Genomic DNA, 17524 nt, shown 5'->3' with positions numbered 1-17524 from the left:
CAAAAAAAACAATATCATGCAAAAAAAATTAATAAAAGTAAACCCAGCAGATAACGTAATTGTTGCTTTAACCGATTTGGTACAAAACGAACAAATTGCATTTGAAGGAACTACAGTCTCACCAACAACTGATGTTAAAGCAAAACATAAAATCACAGAGAAGGATTTTGCAATTGGTGATGAGATCATAATGTATGGAGTTTTGGTAGGGAAAGCTGTAAAACCTATAAAAAAAGGAGAAGTAATTACCACCGAAAATGTAAAACATGAAAGCGAAAAAGTTTTTGGTAAAAATGGAAGTTTAGGCTGGACTCCACCAAATGTAGATCGTTGGAAAGATAAAACTTTCAACGGATATCACCGTACAGATGGACAAGTTGGAACCAAAAATGTTTGGTTATTTATTCCATTGGTTTTTTGTGAAAATAAAAATATCGAAAAACTGAAAGATATTTTCGAAAACGAATTACTACCGAAAAAAGAAGTTTCTTATAAAAACTTGTTACGTTCTTTAATTGAAGAAAAAAGTGTAGAGGAAGTTGCTGAGAGAAATTCAAATGAAAATCTTTTAGATAATATTGAAGTAAAATTCATCAATCATCAGGGTGGTTGTGGTGGAATTAGACAAGATTCGGAATTGTTGGCAAAACTGCTTGCAGGATATGTGAACAATCCAAATGTTGCCGGTGCAACTATTTTAAGTTTAGGCTGCCAAAATTTGCAGGTAGATATTTTCAAAAATGCATTAAAAGCAATGAGCCCAAATTGTGATAAAGAAATTTTGATCTATGAGCAGCAGCAAATTGGAACTACCGATCAAATGTTCCAAATGGTGATTAAAGATTCTTATGAAGCCATTAAAAGAGCCAATAAAATTGAACGTAAACCTGCTCCTATTTCAAAACTAAGTATTGGTTTGGAATGTGGTGGATCTGACGGATTTTCAGGAATATCGGCAAATCCGGTATTGGGAGTTGTTTCAGATATTTTCGCAGCTTTGGGAGCGAAATCTATTTTGGCAGAGTTTCCGGAATTGTGTGGCGTTGAGCAGGAATTGATGAACCGATGTGTGAACGAAGAAAAAGCAGACAAGTTTTTATCTTTGATGAAAGCTTTTGAAAAATCAGTTGTAGATGCAGGTTCAGGGTTTGATATGAACCCATCTCCAGGAAATATTAAAGACGGATTAATTACCGACGCAATGAAATCTGCTGGTGCATCTAAAAAAGGTGGAACTGCACCTATTGTAGATGTTTTGGATTACGGTGAATATATTTCTCAACCGGGTTTAAATCTTCTAAATACGCCAGGAAATGACGCCGAATGTACCACAGGGTTGGTTGGATCCGGCGCAACTGTTGTTTTGTTTACAACAGGTTTAGGAAATCCGATGGGAAATCCGGTTGCACCTGTTGTTAAAATTGCTTCAAACACAGCATTAACCAATAGAATGTCTGATATTATCGATTTCAATGCCGGAACTGTAATCACTGGTGAAAAAAACATCACCGAAGTTGGAGAAGAACTCGTAGATTATATTATAGAATTGGCGAGCGGAAACGTTGAAACAAAAGCAGATCAGCTCAAACAAGATGTGTTTATTCCTTGGAAAAGAGGAGTTTCGCTTTAATTTAAGCTCTTAAATAAAAACCTATTAAAAGGTAGTTCTTGAGGAAGATTTACGAATATGTAATTCCGGAGCGAGAACTACCTTTTTTTCAATTCTAGTGGTGTCAGTTTTATCTATTTGTTCTAAGAAAACACGTGCTGCCATTCTTCCCATTTCAAGTGGGGATTGGTCTACTGAAGTTATGGAGAGTTCCATGAATTTAGTAAAAGGTTCATTACTAAATCCGGCTACACAAAATTCGTTAGGAATATCGATGTTTCTTTCTTTTAATTCCTCAATAGCCCCTAAAGCAGCAAAATCACTAGAAGAAAATATAGCGTCTGGAGGTGTTTCAAGCCGTAACAGGATGTCTACAGCTTCTTTTCCAGATTCTACGGTACTCTTAATAGGAATAACATATTCTTCCTTAAAAGGTATTCCGCTGTCCAGTAATGCTTGTTTATAGCCTAAAAACCTATTTTTAAAAATATCAAGAGATTGGTCTCTGGATAAATGAGCGATATGTCTACAGCCTTCATTAATTAAGTGTTTTGTAGTAAGATATCCACCCTTGAAGTCATTAATAGTTACAGAACTCACTCCGTCAATATGTCTGGTTCTGTCAAAGAAAATCAACGGTACATTTTTTTGCAGCACGTTTTGAAAGGCATCATGATTTTCATCAGTAACATCTGTGACTGACATTAGAATACCGTCTACCTGAGCGTCAATTAAGGCATACAGATTTTCATTTTCTCTTTTGGGATTATCATGAGTCTGCGAAATAATAACATGATAGCCGTGAGGATACAGCTCTTCTTCAATACCTCTAATTACGGTTCCAAAAAAATTATTGTCAACACGAGGAACTATGATACCTAAATTATTACTTTTTCCGCTTTTTAATGCCAAAGCTAATTTGTTTGGTTTGTAACCCATTAAATCCGCTGTTTCCTGAACTAATTCACGGGTGCTTTTTTTTATTTTTGGGCTGTTATTTAAAGCTCTTGAGACAGTAGCAGCAGTAATGTTTAGTCTCTTGGCAATATCATAAATAGTGGTTTTTTCGCTCATTCAAAAAAATATTCTTTTATTTATTCAGCACAAAAGTACCCTTTTTTTGAATAATCCAATATAAAATGTTATCGATTGTTAAAACCTTATTATATTGGCTATAAAAGCATTTAAAAACAAGTGCGTGGTGTTTTATTTTGAAATTAATGTAATTGTTTTATTGAAAATATATGATAAAACTTCAATTAGAAAATAAATAAGTACTTGAATTAAAAAAGCACGATTTATATAGAGGATAGATTCTTAAACTAATTACGAATTTATTCTGGACGTAGATTTACGAATATGTAATTCGGGTGCTAATACTACCTTTTTTTCGATTTTAATAGTATCTGTTTTGCCAACTTGTTCTAAGAAGACACGAGCTGACATTCTTCCCATTTCAAGAGGGGACTGATCAACAGAAGTTATAGATAGCTCCATGAACTTAGTAAAAGGCTCGTTACTAAAACCGGCAACACAGAACTCTTGAGGAATATTAATTTTTCTGTCTCTTAATTCCTGAATGGCTCCTAAAGCGGCAAAATCACTTGAAGAGAATATAGCATCCGGTGGTGTTTCAAGTTCTAACAGGATATTAATTGCATTTTTTCCTGCCTCGACACTACTTTTGGACTGAATGACATATTTTTCGCTAAATTCAATCCCATTATCCAGTAAAGCCTGTTTGTATCCTAAGAATCTGTTTTTGAAAATTTCTAATGACTGATCTCCTGATAAATGTGCGATATACTTGCACCCCTGATTAATTAATTGTTTTGTGGTTATATAGCCTCCTTTAAAGTCGTTGATAGTTACTGAGCTCACACCATCTATATGTTTGCTTCTGTCAAAGAAAATCAATGGTACATTCTTTTCTAATACATTTCGAAAGGCACTATCATTTTCATTAGTAACGTCCGTAACTGACATTAAAATACCATCAACCTGGGCATCTATTAGTGTGTAAAGATTTTCGTTTTCCCTTTTCGGATTTTCATGAGTCTGGCAAATTATAACCTGATAGCCGTGTGGATAAAGTTCTTCTTCAATCCCTCTGATTACAGATGCGAAAAAATTGCTGTCAATGCGGGGGACAATAACTCCAATATTGTTACTTCTCCCGCTTTTTAAAGCCAGAGCTAACTTATTTTGTTTATAGTTCATTGATGCAGCTGTCTCAAGAACCAATTGCTTCGTGCTATCTTTTATTTTTGGATTGTTATTCAATGCTCTCGACACCGTAGCAGCAGTGATATTTAGTTTTTTTGCAATATCATAAATGGTTATTTTTTCGCTCATTCAAAAGTTACATTTTGATTATTTTAACACAAAAATACATTTTTTTTACATACAGCAATATAAATTGTTATCGATTACCAACAATTCTTTTTTATGTAAAATAAAATATAGCAATAATAAAAAATTGTGTCTTTTTTTATAGTAAGTGTAATTAATGTTGTAATTAAAAATAAATATATTATTTTTTTAAAAATTAATTTGTTGTTTTGATTCTATTTTTTTACTTTCGTGTAATCGATTACATAGTTAACAAATCTTAATTTTTAAATTGAAATACTATAAAATGATTGCATATAAGACTTGGAAGAGGAATATAGCATTTTTAATTGTGGCTTATCCTATGATTTTTATGTCTTGTGGCAGTAAAATCTCTGAAAAGGCAGTAGATAATCCATGGAAGAAAATGGATTTGGTTATTAAAAGCATCCCTCAGGTAATTTTTTTAAAAAAAGATTATAATATAAAAGATTTTGGTGCAGTTGGAGATGGTGCGACATTTAATACAATTGCTTTTGAAAAGGCAGTAAAAGCTTGTACTGCTAACGGAGGAGGACGGGTGGTTGTTCCGCATGGAAAATACTTGACCGGGCCGATACATTTAGAGAATAATGTGAATTTGCACTTAGAAGATAATGCAGAAATTTTGTTTAGTGTCAATCCGAAAGACTACCCAATAGTTCATACTTCTTTTGAAGGAACAGAACTAATGAATTACTCACCTCTTATTTACGCTAAAAATAAGACAAATGTGGCCATAACTGGTAAAGGCATTTTAAACGGTCAGGCAAATAATACTAACTGGTGGGTCTGGTCTGGTGGTAAAAGTTATGGCTGGGAAAAAGGTATTCCTTCACAAAATGACCCGGCTAATCGTGAGGTTTTGGTTGACATGGCTGAAAAAGGTGTGCCGGTTTCAAAAAGAATCTTCGGTGAAGGACGTTATCTGAGACCTAATTTTATTGAATTCTTCGAATGCAATACTGTTTTGATAAAAGATATTACGATAATCAACGCTCCTTTCTGGATCTTGCATCCAATAAAATCTAATAACATTATTGTAGACGGGGTTACAGTAGATAGTCATGGTCCAAATAACGATGGGTGTGATCCTGAATATTCACAAAACATAATAATTAAAAATTGTGTATTTAATACAGGAGATGATTGCATTGCCATAAAAGCGGGAAGAGATGCAGATGGAAGAAGGGTAGCAATACCAAGTAAAAATATAATTGTACAAAACTGTAAAATGATAGATGGTCATGGAGGTGTTGTAATTGGAAGTGAGATATCCGCAGGTGTAAATAATGTTTTTGTTGAGAATTGTGTTATGGATAGCCCCAATTTAGACAGGGCAATTCGTATCAAAACAAATTCTAAACGGGGTGGAGTTATTGAAAATGTTTATGTGAGAAATCTGGAAGTAGGAACTGTTAAAGAATGTGTCTTGAAATTAAATATGTTTTATAATGTATATGGTTCCCAAACAGGAAACTTTATTCCTGTTATTAAAAATGTAAGTTTAGAGAATGTAAAAGTGAAAAAAGCAGGTAAATATGGTGTCTGGGCTGAAGGATATAAAGAATCTCCGGTGGAAAATATTACGCTTAAAAATGTAGTTATCGAAAAAGCAGACTCACTTTACTTATTGAAAAATATTAGGAATTTTAATTTTATTAATACCTATATAAATGACAAAAAAGTAAAATCAATTAAAAAATAAGCAAGTTAATTTCTGTTAAAAATATTTATTCTTTGAGTTAGTTTAAAAAGGAGTTTGGTATTTTGCCGAACTCCTTTCTTAACTAAATTTAGGTTTTGTTATCTATGAAAAATATCTTTTTAGTTGTACTGATTTTTTTATCAAATGCTATTTGTGCACAAAGTACTTACAGCATTGATTCTTCATATACTATAAAAAAAACTTACACCAAGCTGATAAAAAAATATCCTTTTATAAAGTTTGCTGAAGAAATAAAAAACAAAAATGTCGCAGAAATTAATGATGTTGTTTACCAGAATAAAAATAGAGCGTTACATTTGGATGCCTGTTTTAGTACCGTAAAAAAAAGAAACCCTGCTGTAATCATGATTCATGGCGGAGGCTGGAGATCAGGCAATAAGAGTCAGATGAAAGCAATGGCACAGCAAATTGCCTCAAAAGGGTATTCATGTTTTGCAATAGAATACAGATTGTCTCTCGAAGCAAAATATCCTGATGGGATTTATGATGTTAAAAATGCGATTAGGTTTATAAAAGATAATGCCTTAAAATTCAATGTAGATCCAGATAAAATTGCTGTTTTAGGATGCTCTTCAGGTGGTCAGATGGCTGCTTTAATTGGTACTACAAACGGGAATTCAACTTTTGATGATGCTCAGAATAAGAGCAAATCTTCATCAAAAGTAGATGCAATTATTGATATAGACGGAGTTTTGGCTTTTAAACATCCTGAATCTTCTGAAGGCGAAATGGCAGCTTTTTGGCTAAAAGGAACTGTTGCTGAGAATCCTGAAAATTGGAAAAATGCTTCTCCTTTAACACATACTAGCAAAAACACACCACCAATATTATTTATAAATAGCAGTATTCCCCGATTTCATGCAGGAAGAGATGATATGATTAACATTTTAAATCAAAATCATATTTATAATGTCGTGTACACCATTAACGATTCTCCTCATTCATTTTGGTTTTTTAATCCCTGGTTTGATGAAGTGATCAGCCATACAACCAGATTTTTGGATAAGATTTTCAAATAGACTATAATAATCCTAAATAAAATTTCAATAAAGTCAAAATAAATTACTATGTTAAACAACACGCTAAACACTTTAAAAGTTGCAACACTATTTGTTTTATTTACATTTTTTAGTTGCAAAACTGCGTCTCCGGAAGCTTTGAAAACTAGTGATTCACAGAATCAAAATATAATTTCAAAAGACTTAAAGTGGTCTGATAAAATGGCTTTAACCCTGATGAAACGCCATCCGGAATCCTGGCAGATTGATGACTCTAAAGCTCCAAAATGGGATTATGTTCATGGTCTTGTTTTGTATTCATTCGAACAATTGAATAAAAAAAATCCTGATACAAGATATGCAGCTTATGTGCAGGGTTATTTGGATGCTTTAATTCAAAATGACGGTACAATCAAAACATATGAAATACAAAAACATAATATCGATATGATTGTGGCTGGCCGTTTGCTTTTTAATGCTTATGACAAAACAAAAGATGATAAATATTTAAAAGCAATGCAATTGTTGCGTCAGCAATTAACTGAGCAGCCAAGAACACAATCTGGCGGTTTTTGGCATAAGAAAATTTATCCAAACCAAATGTGGCTAGACGGTTTGTATATGGGAGAACCATACTATGCCCAATATACAGTAACTTTCGAAAATGGAAAAAATCTGGATGATGTTGCTCATCAATTTGAACAAATTCAATTACATGCTACAGATCCTGTAACAGGCTTGTTATATCATGGTTGGGATGAAAGCAAGCAAATGCCATGGGCAAATAAAGAAACCGGAAATTCACCAAACTTCTGGTCAAGAGCTTTAGGCTGGTATGTAATGGCTTTGGTTGACGCTTTGGATTATTTCCCGAAAGATCATCCAAAACAAAAAGAACTGGTTGGTTATCTGAACAATGTTTCGGAAAGTTTAGCAAAGTATCAGGATAAATCCGGTTTATGGTATCAGGTAACAGATAAAATGGGTAAAGAAGGGAATTATCTAGAAGCTTCCGGTTCTTCAATGTTTGCTTATGCATTTGCAAAAGGCGTAAACAAAGGTTATTTGCCTTCAAAATTCAAAAAAATAGCAAACAAAGCCTTTGACGGATTGACAACTCAATTGATGAAAGTTGATGCTGATGGAAGTATTACCTTAACTCAGGCTTGTCAGGTAGCCGGACTTGGAGGAAATCCATACAGAGATGGTTCGTATGAATATTATGTGAATGAAAAAAAGAAAGACAATGATCCTAAGGCGACAGGGCCATTTATATTAGCTGCATTGGAATTAAACAGATAAAAGCAGGATACCTTTCAAATGAAATTTATAAAAATAACAATATTTTTGCTGGCTTTTACAGCAATACAAATCTTAACAGGGCAGGAAAAGAATGAAAAGAATTATTCGAATGTCTGGGTTGCAGATCAGGGAGACGGAACGTATAAAAACCCTATTTTGTATGCAGATTATTCAGATCCGGATGCTATCAGGGTTGGAAATGACTACTATATGACAGCTTCATCATTCAATTGTATTCCGGGACTGCCGATTCTTCATTCAAAAGATTTGGTAAACTGGAAATTAATAGGGTATGCACTTTCGAAACAAAAACCTTTAGAAGTGTACAATAAAGTTCAGCACGGAAATGGTGTCTGGGCTCCCTGTATTCGTTTTCATAACAATGAATTTTACATTTATTACCCAGACCCCGATTTTGGGATTTATGTTGTAAAGGCAAAAAAGGCTGAAGGGCCATGGTCAGAGCCGGTTATGGTAAAAGAAGGAAAAGGATTGATTGATCCTACGCCATTATGGGATGATGATGGGAAGGCATATCTTGGTTATGCTTTTGCTGGCAGCCGTGCAGGAGTTAAGAGTGTTTTGATAGTTTGTTCAATGAATCCGGATGGCTTGTCTGCAAATAACGATGATGTTATGGTTATTGACGGTCATACAGATGAAGCTACTATTGAGGGGCCTAAATTCTACAAACGTAACGGTTATTATTATATTTTTGCTCCGGCCGGGGGTGTAGCGACCGGCTGGCAAACGGTTATGAGGTCTAAGAATGTTTTTGGGCCTTATGAAAAAAGAAAAGTAATGGATCAGGGAAAAACAGCTGTAAATGGCCCTCATCAGGGAGCATGGGTTCAGACACAAACAGGTGAAGACTGGTTTATTCACTTTCAGGATCAATTTGCTTATGGAAGGGTAGTACATTTACAGCCTATGAAGTGGCAGAACGACTGGCCGGTAATTGGAATTGATGAAGATAAAAACGGTATAGGTGAACCAGTTATGGTTTATAAAAAGCCAAATGTAGGTAAAAAAACATTTCCTGTTGAAACTCCGACTGATAGTGATGAATTTAACCATTCTAAGTTAGGACTTCAATGGCAGTGGCACGCAAATCCTCAGATAACATGGGGTCTGCCTACAACAATGGGATATTATAATTTAAATTGTATTCCTGTTCCTAAAGATTATAATAATCTGTTTGATGTGCCAAATTTACTCTTGCAAAAGTTACCTGCAAATCAGTTTACAGCTACGACAAAAATTACATTCAATTCAAGATTCGATGGAGAATATACGGGCTTGGTCATTATGGGACTGGATTATAGTTTTTTATGTTTGAAACAAGAAGATGGTAAATTGTTTCTTTCGCAAAAAACGGCTTTAAAAGCAGACAAAAAAGGAATTGAAGCTGAGAGTAAAAGAATTTTAATAAAAGACAGAACATTATACCTGCAGGTAAAAGTAAAAGCTGGAGGAATCTGTAATTTTTTCTATAGTGAAGACGGAGAAAAATTCAGTCCTGTTGGTGATAGTTTTACTGCCAGAGAAGGAAAATGGATTGGGGCTAAAATAGGATTTCTTGCCCTTAGGGAAGGAATTATAAATGATGCGGGAAGCGTTGCTATAGACTGGTTTAGAATAACTAAATAACTAAATAAACTAAAATTAACAAAACTGAATTAATGAATCAACTTAAAAAAACCGCTTTACTATTTTTAATTAGCAGTAGTCTTTGCGTTAATGCTCAGGAAAAAGCCAAAAAATGGCCGGATTTGATTGTCAAAAGTTACTCAGCCTGGTTTGGCTCTGAGGAAGGTAAAAAAGTAGGCGAAAATGTCTTGCTTTACCAAAGGGATATTGGTGGCTGGCCTAAAAATATTCCGATGCTGAATGAAGTGACTGAAGAAGAGAAAGCAAAACTATTAGCACTAAAGCCTTCTGGAAAAGATTGTACAATTGACAACAGGGCCACGACGCAGGAAATACTTTTTGTGTCAAAAATGTATGCACAGACAAAAGACGAAAAATATAAAGATTCATTTTTAAGGGCAATTGATTATTTACTTTCAGCACAATATCCTAATGGTGGCTGGCCTCAATATTTTCCATTAAAAAAAGGGTATTACACACATATCACTTATAATGATAATTCAATGGTGGATGTTTTGAATGTATTGAGAGAAGTAGCAAACGAAACACTGTATTATAGCATTAAGCCTTCAAAGGAGACTATAGATAAAGCCAAAATCGCTTTTGAAAAGGGAATTGATTGTATCTTAAAAACACAATATAAACAAAATGGTGTTTTAACGGTCTGGTGTGCTCAACATGATGAAGTTACTTTTGCACCTGCTAATGCCAGGGCTTATGAACTAGCTTCATTGAGCGGTAAGGAGTCTGCAAAAATAGTCTTGTTATTAATGTCGGTTGATAATCCTTCAGCGGAAATTAAAACGGCAGTAAAAAGTGCTTATGAATGGTTTGAAAAAACAAAAATCACAAATCTTAAAGAGGAACGTATTTATGATGAAAACGGAAAAGTTATTGGTAAAAAAATGTATCCGATGGAGGATGTAGCACCAATCTGGCCAAGATTCTCAGAGCTTGATACGAATGAACCTTTCTTTTGTGACCGTGACGGAATTAAAAAGAAATTTATAACGGACATTAGTGAAGAAAGAAGAAACGGTTATTCATGGTATTCTAATGAGCCTAAAGAAGTTCTCAAAAAATATAAAAAATGGGCAAAAAAGAATAATTTAGAAAAAACCGAGTCGGAGTAATCACTTTACTATCGTTTAAGTCGGATTCCATATTCACTCAACGATGAATATGGATTTTGACTATAAAAAATAAAAATCATGAATATTAGACTTCTTTTCTTAGTATTTCTTTCAACAGTTGCTTTCGCTCAGGAAAATAAATTTCCGACTGCAAAAGTAGATTCGATTGTAAATAACATTCAATTGCCTAAAATTCCATCGTATCAGGTAAATGTTGCAAAATTGGGAGCTAAAGGTGATTCAGTTTCAAATAGCAAACCTTTTTTTGACAAAGCGATGTCGTTGTGCAAAAAGAATAGTGGAGGAACTATTGTGGTTCCAAAAGGAGTTTACCTTTTAAAAGGGCCAATTCATTTTGTAAGCAATGTCAATTTAAAGATTGAAAAAGGGGCTAGAATTAAATTCAGTGATAAGCCGGAAGATTATTTGCCAATGGTCCTAACCAGTTGGGAAGGAACAATGCTTTACAACTATAGTCCGTTAATATATGCCTATGATTGTAAAAATATTGCCATAACCGGAGAAGGGACAATTGATGGAGAGGGAGGAAAAATCTGGAAAACTTTTAAAGCAAAAGAAGGAAAAGGAAAAGAGTTGAGTCGTGAAATGAATCATACGAATGTTCCGTTAAAAGACAGAAAGTTTGGAACAGATTACTTCTTGCGTCCACAAATGATCCAGTTTTTTAATTGTAAAAATATTTTGGTTGAAAATATCCGCATTGAAAATTCTCCTTTTTGGTGTTTACATTTACTAAAATCAGAAAGTATAACTGTTAGAGGGATAAGTTATAAATCGCTAAACTATAATAATGACGGTATAGATCCTGAATATGCAAAAAATGTTTTGATTGAAAATGTAACTTTCAATAACGGTGATGACAACGTTGCCATAAAAGCGGGAAGGGATCATGAAGGAAGGGCTAATGCTGCAACTCCAAGTGAAAATATCATTATTAGAAACTGCAATTTCAAAGGTCTTCATGGAGTAGTTATTGGTAGCGAAATGTCTGCTGGCGTGCAAAATGTATTTGTTGAAAACTGTCAAACGGTTGGTTATCTAAAAAGAGGCATTTATCTAAAAACTAACGCCGACAGAGGTGGTTTTATAAAAAATGTTTTTGTCCGAAATATTCAATTAGACGAAGTAGAGGATTGCCTTTACATTACAGCCAATTATCACGGAGAAGGTAAAGGATATCAGTCTGAAATATCAAATGTGTCTTTTTCTGATATTACATGTAACAAAGTATCAGCGTCAGGAATTGTTATCCAGGGATTTGCCGATAAAAAAATCAAAAATATCTCTTTAAATAATATCGAAATCAAATCGGCTAAAAATGCTATTTCAAGTACAAATGCCGAAAATGTAATCATGAATGAAGTTTTCATTGGTGAAAAAGCTACTGTTCCTTCAACAGCAAAATAGTTTAATAAATAATAAAAATGAAACATTATATTTTAATGCTGTGGCTCATTTCAGCTACTTGCTTTGCACAAAAAACGACCGTTTATACCATTGGAGATTCAACAATGGCAAACAAAAAAGACCCTGAAAAAAATCCGGAACATGGGTGGGGTCAGGTATTACAAACTTTTTTTAAAGATAATGTCATTATCGACAACAGAGCCTTAAACGGAAGAAGTACCAGAAGTTTTATCGCTGAAAAGCAATGGGATGCCGTATATCAAAAGCTTAAAAAGGGCGATTATGTTTTTATTGAATTCGGACATAATGACCAAAAAAACATGGATTCTTTGCGTTATACAAACCCGCATACAGCCTATAGACATAATTTAATTCGTTTTGTTAAAGAAAGCCGTGAAAAAGGGGCAATTCCAATTTTATTGACGTCAATTGCAAGAAGAAATTTTAATGAAAAAGGAGTGCTAATTGGAACGCATGGAGATTATCCTTTGGAGACAAGACTGGTTGCTCAGGAATACAAAGTTCCGTTTATCGATTTAGAATATTATACGGAACTATTAGAACAGTCTTATGGTCCTGAGAAATCAAAAGAACTGCATTTGCATTTTAAAGCCGGAGAAAATCCGTATTACAAAGAAGCAAAAGATGATGATACACATCTTTCACAAAAAGGCGCAACAGAAATCGCACAAATAGTAGTCAATCAAATAAAGCTTTTGGAAGATCCTTCTGTTGAAAAACTTAAGAAAGGAATTAAATAACTCCTACTTACTCTATTAAGAAAATTTAAAAACGTATCCGGAAGCTCTTTAAGCTTACAGGATACGTTTTTTAGTTTAGGAGATATTCCTGTTATTATTTTTTGTGTAAGGGACTAATAATTTGAACATTTTGAAAAACAATTGCTCCTTTTACTACACCTGCAATTGTGCTTCTTAAAGCATCAATGATTTGCATTTTTAATTCACTTTTCGGATAAATTAAACTAACCTCCCGTGCGGGTTTTGGCTCTTTGAAATTGCGCAGTTTTAACTTGTCTGAATCTTTTAAATCCATAGTGTGAAGATACGGAAGCAGCGTCGTACCTAAGCCTTCATCTGCTAATTTTATCAGTGTTTCGAAACTTCCGCTTTGAATCTGAAAATTATTTTGCTCAATATCAGATCCATTTTTACATAAGTTCAAAATTCCATCCCTAAAACAGTGTCCATCCTGCAAAAGCAAAATCTCATTGATATTTAAATCAGATACTTCTATTTCATCCTTTTGAAAACTGGAATGATGCTCGGGAATGTAAGCTACAAAAGGTTCAAAATATAATACGATTTCCTTAATTTTCTCATCTTCAAGAGGCGTAGCGGCAATCGCAGCATCCAAATGACCGTTTTTTAATTTTACAATAATCTCATCCGTATTTAGCTCTTCAATTAAAAGCTTCACCTTTGGGTATTTTTTTATAAAATTATTTAAAAACATTGGCAAAAGCGTAGGCATAATAGTTGGAATTATTCCGAGACGAAACTCGCCTCCTATGAAGCCTTTTTGTTGTTCAACAATATCCTGAATACGATTTGCTTCGTTTACAATATTTTTAGCCTGATTTACAATCTTCTGACCAATATCAGTAAGCTGAATAGGTTTTTTGCTTCTGTCGAAAATTAAGATATTAAGTTCTTCTTCAATTTTCTGAATCTGCATACTTAAGGTTGGCTGAGTCACGAAACATTTTTCTGCTGCTAATGTAAAATTTTTATGTTCCGCTACTGCTAAAACATATTGCAATTGTGTAATAGTCATTTGATAGTATTTTGTGATGCAAAAATAAGAAAATATAATTTTTAGCTATAATTTTTTCAAAGAAGTTATTTTAAATTTGTAAAAAATATACTGTAAAATTGAATAAAATGAAAACAAATATTTTAGGATTACCTGTTAAAGAATCAGAATTATTGGTGGAAGAATTAAACGTATTACTTTCTAATTTTCAGGTTTACTACCAAAATCTGAGAGGAATACATTGGAACATTCCTGGAAAACGTTTCTTTGATTTGCATGTGAAATTTGAAGAGTTATATACAGATTCTCAATTAAAAATTGATATGATAGCTGAGAGAGTTTTGACAATTGGAGGAACTCCTTTACATACTTTTGAAGATTATATTGAGAACAACAAATTGACAGTAGGAAAGAATATCTCAAACGATGAAAAAGCAGTTCAGTTAATTGTGAATTCTCTTTCTGATTTGTTAAAAATTGAACGTAAAATTTTGAATAAATCAGATGAAATTAACGATGAAGGTACGAATTCAATGATGAGTAACTTTATTTCAGAGCAGGAGAAAATAATTTGGATGATGAATGCATGGCTTGATGAATCACTATAATGATTTGTATATTAGTAAAGTAAGAGGTAGAATATTCTTTTATGGATATTCTACTTTTTTTAAAATGTTAAAATTCTATGAAAATTTTGTAATGGTACTTTGATTTTACGTGTTTAACGTTATTTTTGTTTACATGAAACTATTAGCGCGCATATTATTATTTATATTTTTTGCTTTTTTATCGACCCCCACTATTGTTCAGGCGTTAAAGAAAAGCAATACTGCGACTATTTCCTGTAGTTTTTCTGAAGAAGAGGTACATAAAGAACTTAAATCTTTAGTACATCCGGTTGTATTAGAGCATGAAGTTTTAATGCCGGTATATATAGAGAAAAAAACAATTATATCTGAAAATATTGTAAAGCTGGACAACATTTCTCCGAGTATATTTGCTCCCCCTCCCGAATTGGTATAATACTTCCGATTATTTTAAACTAACTGTATTTGAAGTAAATGCAGTAGATCTATAATGTATCAATTTTTAGTATTGTATTATGTCAAAAAAAATTAATCTTTTTGCCAACCTTAAATCTGATTTTGCTTCAGGTTTAGTGGTTTTTTTGGTAGCTCTTCCATTGTGTTTAGGTATTGCAATGGCTTCCGGAGCGCCGTTATTTTCTGGAATTATTGCAGGTGTTATTGGAGGTATTATAGTAGGATCTTTAAGCCAGTCCCATATTAGCGTATCTGGTCCGGCAGCCGGTTTAACAGCAATTGTTTTAACAGCTATCACAGATTTTGGTGCTTTCGACGTGTTTTTAATGTCTGTTTTTATTGCCGGATTAATTCAATTAGCATTAGGATTTTTGAAAGCCGGAAGTATTTCAAATTATTTTCCAACAAATGTTATTGAAGGAATGTTAGCGGGTATTGGTATTATCATTATCTTAAAACAAATACCACATGCATTTGGTTACGATGCAGATTATGAAGGAGATCAGTCTTTTATTCAAAATGACGGAAGCAATTCTTTTTCCTTTTTATTTGATGTGGTTAACCATATTCAATTAGGAGCTGTTGTAATCTCATTAGTGTCCTTGGTTATATTAATTTCATGGGATAAAGTTCCTTTTTTAAAGAGATTAAAATTAGTTCCCGGAGCTCTTGTAGCTGTTATACTCGGAATAATTTTAAATGAAGTCTTCATTTCTACAGGTAGTTCATTAGCTATTGGGAAAGACCATTTAGTTTCATTGCCGGTTCCAAAATCTTTTGAAGAATTTAAGTCTATTTTAATTACACCTAATTTTGGAGCTGTTACAAATCCGCAGGTTTGGGTAGTAGGTATTACAATTGCAATTGTAGCTTCAATCGAAACATTGTTATGTATCGAAGCTACCGACCGAATGGATGTTCAAAAACGTTATACAGATACTAACGTAGAGTTAAGAGCTCAGGGGGTTGGTAATTTAGTAAGTTCTCTTTTAGGAGGTTTGCCAATGACATCAGTAGTAGTTAGATCTTCTGCTAATAATAATGCCGGAGCAAAATCTAAAATGTCTGCTATTATCCATGGTGTACTTTTGTTAATCAGTGTTTTGTCTATTCCAACAATATTAAATAAAATTCCATTAGCTACCTTAGCTACAGTTTTGATTTTAGTGGGGTACAAATTGGCTAAACCTGCTGCATTTATACACTTTTGGGAAAAAGGAAAATACCAGTTCATCCCATTTATTGCAACTTTAGTATTTGTTGTTGCAACTGATTTACTTAAAGGTGTTGCATTAGGTATTATAATCAGTATTATTTTTGTATTGAGAGGAAACTTAAAAAGAGCGTACAGCTTTAAAAAAGAGGAATATGAAGATGGTGATATTATTCATATCGATTTGGCACAAGAAGTTTCATTTTTGAATAAGGCGGCTATTAAACAAACCTTGAATGATATTCCTGAAAACTCTAAAGTAGTGATTAATGCACATGATACAGAGTATATAGCTCATGATGTTCTGGATTTGATTCGTGAGTTTAAGGAGACCCGTGCTATAGACGAAAATATCAAAGTAAAATTGAAAGGTTTCAAAAAAGCATATGACTTAGAGAATACCCCGGACTCAAATAATCATGTTTCAATCGAGCACTATTACGATGTTGCCAAAAGAGTTTTAGTTAAAAAAGAAGAAGTTAAAGGTGATTTTTAAAAAAAAACAAATTAAATCAATTAAGGTATTTTCTATGAACTATCAAAATTTAGGGAACTTTACATAGAAATACCATTCAAAAAATAAAAAAATGAGAGAATTTTATAAGCAGTTATTAGAAAACAATAAAGAGTGGGTAGAGAAATCATTGGCTTTAGATCCAAATTATTTTGCTGATTTGGCAAAAGGACAATCTCCTCCCGTATTATGGATTGGGTGTTCTGACAGCCGTGTTCCGGCAAACGAAATTATTGGAGCAAAACCGGGTGAGGTTTTTGTGCACAGAAATATTGCCAACATGGTAGTACATTCGGATATGAATATGCTTAGTGTTTTAGATTATGCTGTAAACGTGTTAAAAATAAAACATGTTATTGTTTGCGGGCACTACGGATGCGGTGGTGTAAAAGCAGCAATGGGTAACCAGTCTGTAGGGATTATAGACAATTGGCTTCGTCATATAAAGGATGAGTACCGTTTACATGATAAATATCTGAATTCTATTGAGGATGAAGATGCCCGTTTTAATGCATTTGTTGAAATCAATGCTAAAGAGCAGGTTTATAACTTAGCTAAAACCTCTATAGTACAGGGGGCATGGAAAAGCGGTCAGGATTTGATGCTCCACGGCTGGGTTTACGGATTAAATTCAGGTTTTGTAACTGATTTAAATGTAACAATCAGTTCAAATGAAGAACTTGATCAGGTTTATCAGTTAGATCTTTAATATTTAACGGCCTGCAATGAATAAAAAAATCGTCAATTAGGCGATTTTTT

15 protein-coding genes are annotated in these 17524 nt (G+C 33.5%); 12 read left to right on the top strand and 3 right to left on the bottom strand.

The genetic code is table 11. From position 1 onward, the window contains the following. The first annotated feature begins 16 nt into the window (after positions 1-16). Positions 17-1630 (top strand): UxaA family hydrolase, encoded by a 1614-nt coding sequence (locus GXM16_RS10180; RefSeq protein ID WP_163394269.1) that lies wholly within the window; start codon positions 17-19, stop codon positions 1628-1630. A gap of 24 nt (positions 1631-1654) precedes the next feature. Here GXM16_RS10180 and GXM16_RS10175 read toward each other — a convergent pair whose 3' ends face one another. Further along, complete coding sequence (locus GXM16_RS10175) at positions 1655-2683, bottom strand: LacI family DNA-binding transcriptional regulator (RefSeq protein ID WP_163394268.1); 1029 nt, start codon at positions 2681-2683, stop codon at positions 1655-1657. Between the two features lie 252 nt (positions 2684-2935). Then, the gene (locus GXM16_RS10170; protein WP_163394267.1) at positions 2936-3964 is read right to left on the bottom strand and encodes a LacI family DNA-binding transcriptional regulator; all 1029 of its coding nucleotides are present in this window, start codon (positions 3962-3964) and stop codon (positions 2936-2938) included. Between the two features lie 283 nt (positions 3965-4247). Between GXM16_RS10170 and GXM16_RS10165 the strand changes: the two genes are divergently transcribed. From GXM16_RS10165 to GXM16_RS10135, 7 genes are all read left to right on the top strand, one after another. Then, positions 4248-5687, top strand: a complete 1440-nt coding sequence (locus GXM16_RS10165; RefSeq protein WP_163394266.1) for a glycoside hydrolase family 28 protein — start codon at positions 4248-4250, stop codon at positions 5685-5687. A 104-nt stretch (positions 5688-5791) separates the two neighbouring features. After that, the gene (locus tag GXM16_RS10160; RefSeq protein WP_163394265.1) at positions 5792-6727 is read left to right on the top strand and encodes an alpha/beta hydrolase; all 936 of its coding nucleotides are present in this window, start codon (positions 5792-5794) and stop codon (positions 6725-6727) included. Positions 6728-6775: 48 nt separating this feature from the next. Then, entirely contained in the window at positions 6776-8008 is a 1233-nt protein-coding gene (locus GXM16_RS10155; protein WP_163394264.1) for a glycoside hydrolase family 88/105 protein, read from the top strand. 18 nt (positions 8009-8026) lie between these two features. Further along, entirely contained in the window at positions 8027-9658 is a 1632-nt protein-coding gene (locus tag GXM16_RS10150; RefSeq protein WP_163394263.1) for a glycoside hydrolase family 43 protein, read from the top strand. Positions 9659-9690: 32 nt separating this feature from the next. Continuing rightward, positions 9691-10791 carry a pectate lyase gene (pelA, locus tag GXM16_RS10145; protein WP_163394262.1) on the top strand — a complete coding sequence of 367 codons (1101 nt, stop codon included), beginning with the start codon at positions 9691-9693 and terminating at the stop codon, positions 10789-10791. A gap of 78 nt (positions 10792-10869) precedes the next feature. Continuing rightward, on the top strand, positions 10870-12219 hold the full coding sequence (locus tag GXM16_RS10140; protein ID WP_163394261.1) for a glycoside hydrolase family 28 protein: 1350 nt from the start codon (positions 10870-10872) through the stop codon (positions 12217-12219). Positions 12220-12236: 17 nt separating this feature from the next. Further along, entirely contained in the window at positions 12237-12980 is a 744-nt protein-coding gene (locus GXM16_RS10135; protein ID WP_163394260.1) for a rhamnogalacturonan acetylesterase, read from the top strand. Positions 12981-13074: 94 nt separating this feature from the next. Here GXM16_RS10135 and GXM16_RS10130 read toward each other — a convergent pair whose 3' ends face one another. Further along, positions 13075-14016 carry a LysR substrate-binding domain-containing protein gene (locus GXM16_RS10130; protein WP_163394259.1) on the bottom strand — a complete coding sequence of 314 codons (942 nt, stop codon included), beginning with the start codon at positions 14014-14016 and terminating at the stop codon, positions 13075-13077. A gap of 107 nt (positions 14017-14123) precedes the next feature. Between GXM16_RS10130 and GXM16_RS10125 the strand changes: the two genes are divergently transcribed. The 4 genes from GXM16_RS10125 to can all read left to right on the top strand — a co-directional run bounded on the left by GXM16_RS10125 (position 14124) and on the right by can (position 17474). Continuing rightward, positions 14124-14603, top strand: coding sequence for a Dps family protein (locus tag GXM16_RS10125; protein WP_163394258.1), 480 nt, complete (start codon positions 14124-14126; stop codon positions 14601-14603). A gap of 133 nt (positions 14604-14736) precedes the next feature. Further along, the gene (locus GXM16_RS10120) at positions 14737-15018 is read left to right on the top strand and encodes a hypothetical protein (RefSeq protein ID WP_229684309.1); all 282 of its coding nucleotides are present in this window, start codon (positions 14737-14739) and stop codon (positions 15016-15018) included. Positions 15019-15097: 79 nt separating this feature from the next. After that, positions 15098-16747 carry a SulP family inorganic anion transporter gene (locus tag GXM16_RS10115; RefSeq protein ID WP_163394256.1) on the top strand — a complete coding sequence of 550 codons (1650 nt, stop codon included), beginning with the start codon at positions 15098-15100 and terminating at the stop codon, positions 16745-16747. Positions 16748-16838: 91 nt separating this feature from the next. Next, a complete protein-coding gene (gene can / locus GXM16_RS10110; protein WP_163394255.1) occupies positions 16839-17474 on the top strand; it encodes a carbonate dehydratase in 636 nt (211 codons plus the stop codon). Positions 17475-17524: the final 50 nt, after the last annotated feature.

The organism is Flavobacterium limi (assembly GCF_010645075.1).
In the GTDB taxonomy this organism is placed as follows: Bacteria; Bacteroidota; Bacteroidia; order Flavobacteriales; family Flavobacteriaceae; genus Flavobacterium; species Flavobacterium limi.
Note: the sequence above shows the minus strand (reverse complement) of the source record. Positions and strands in the feature narration are given on the sequence as shown.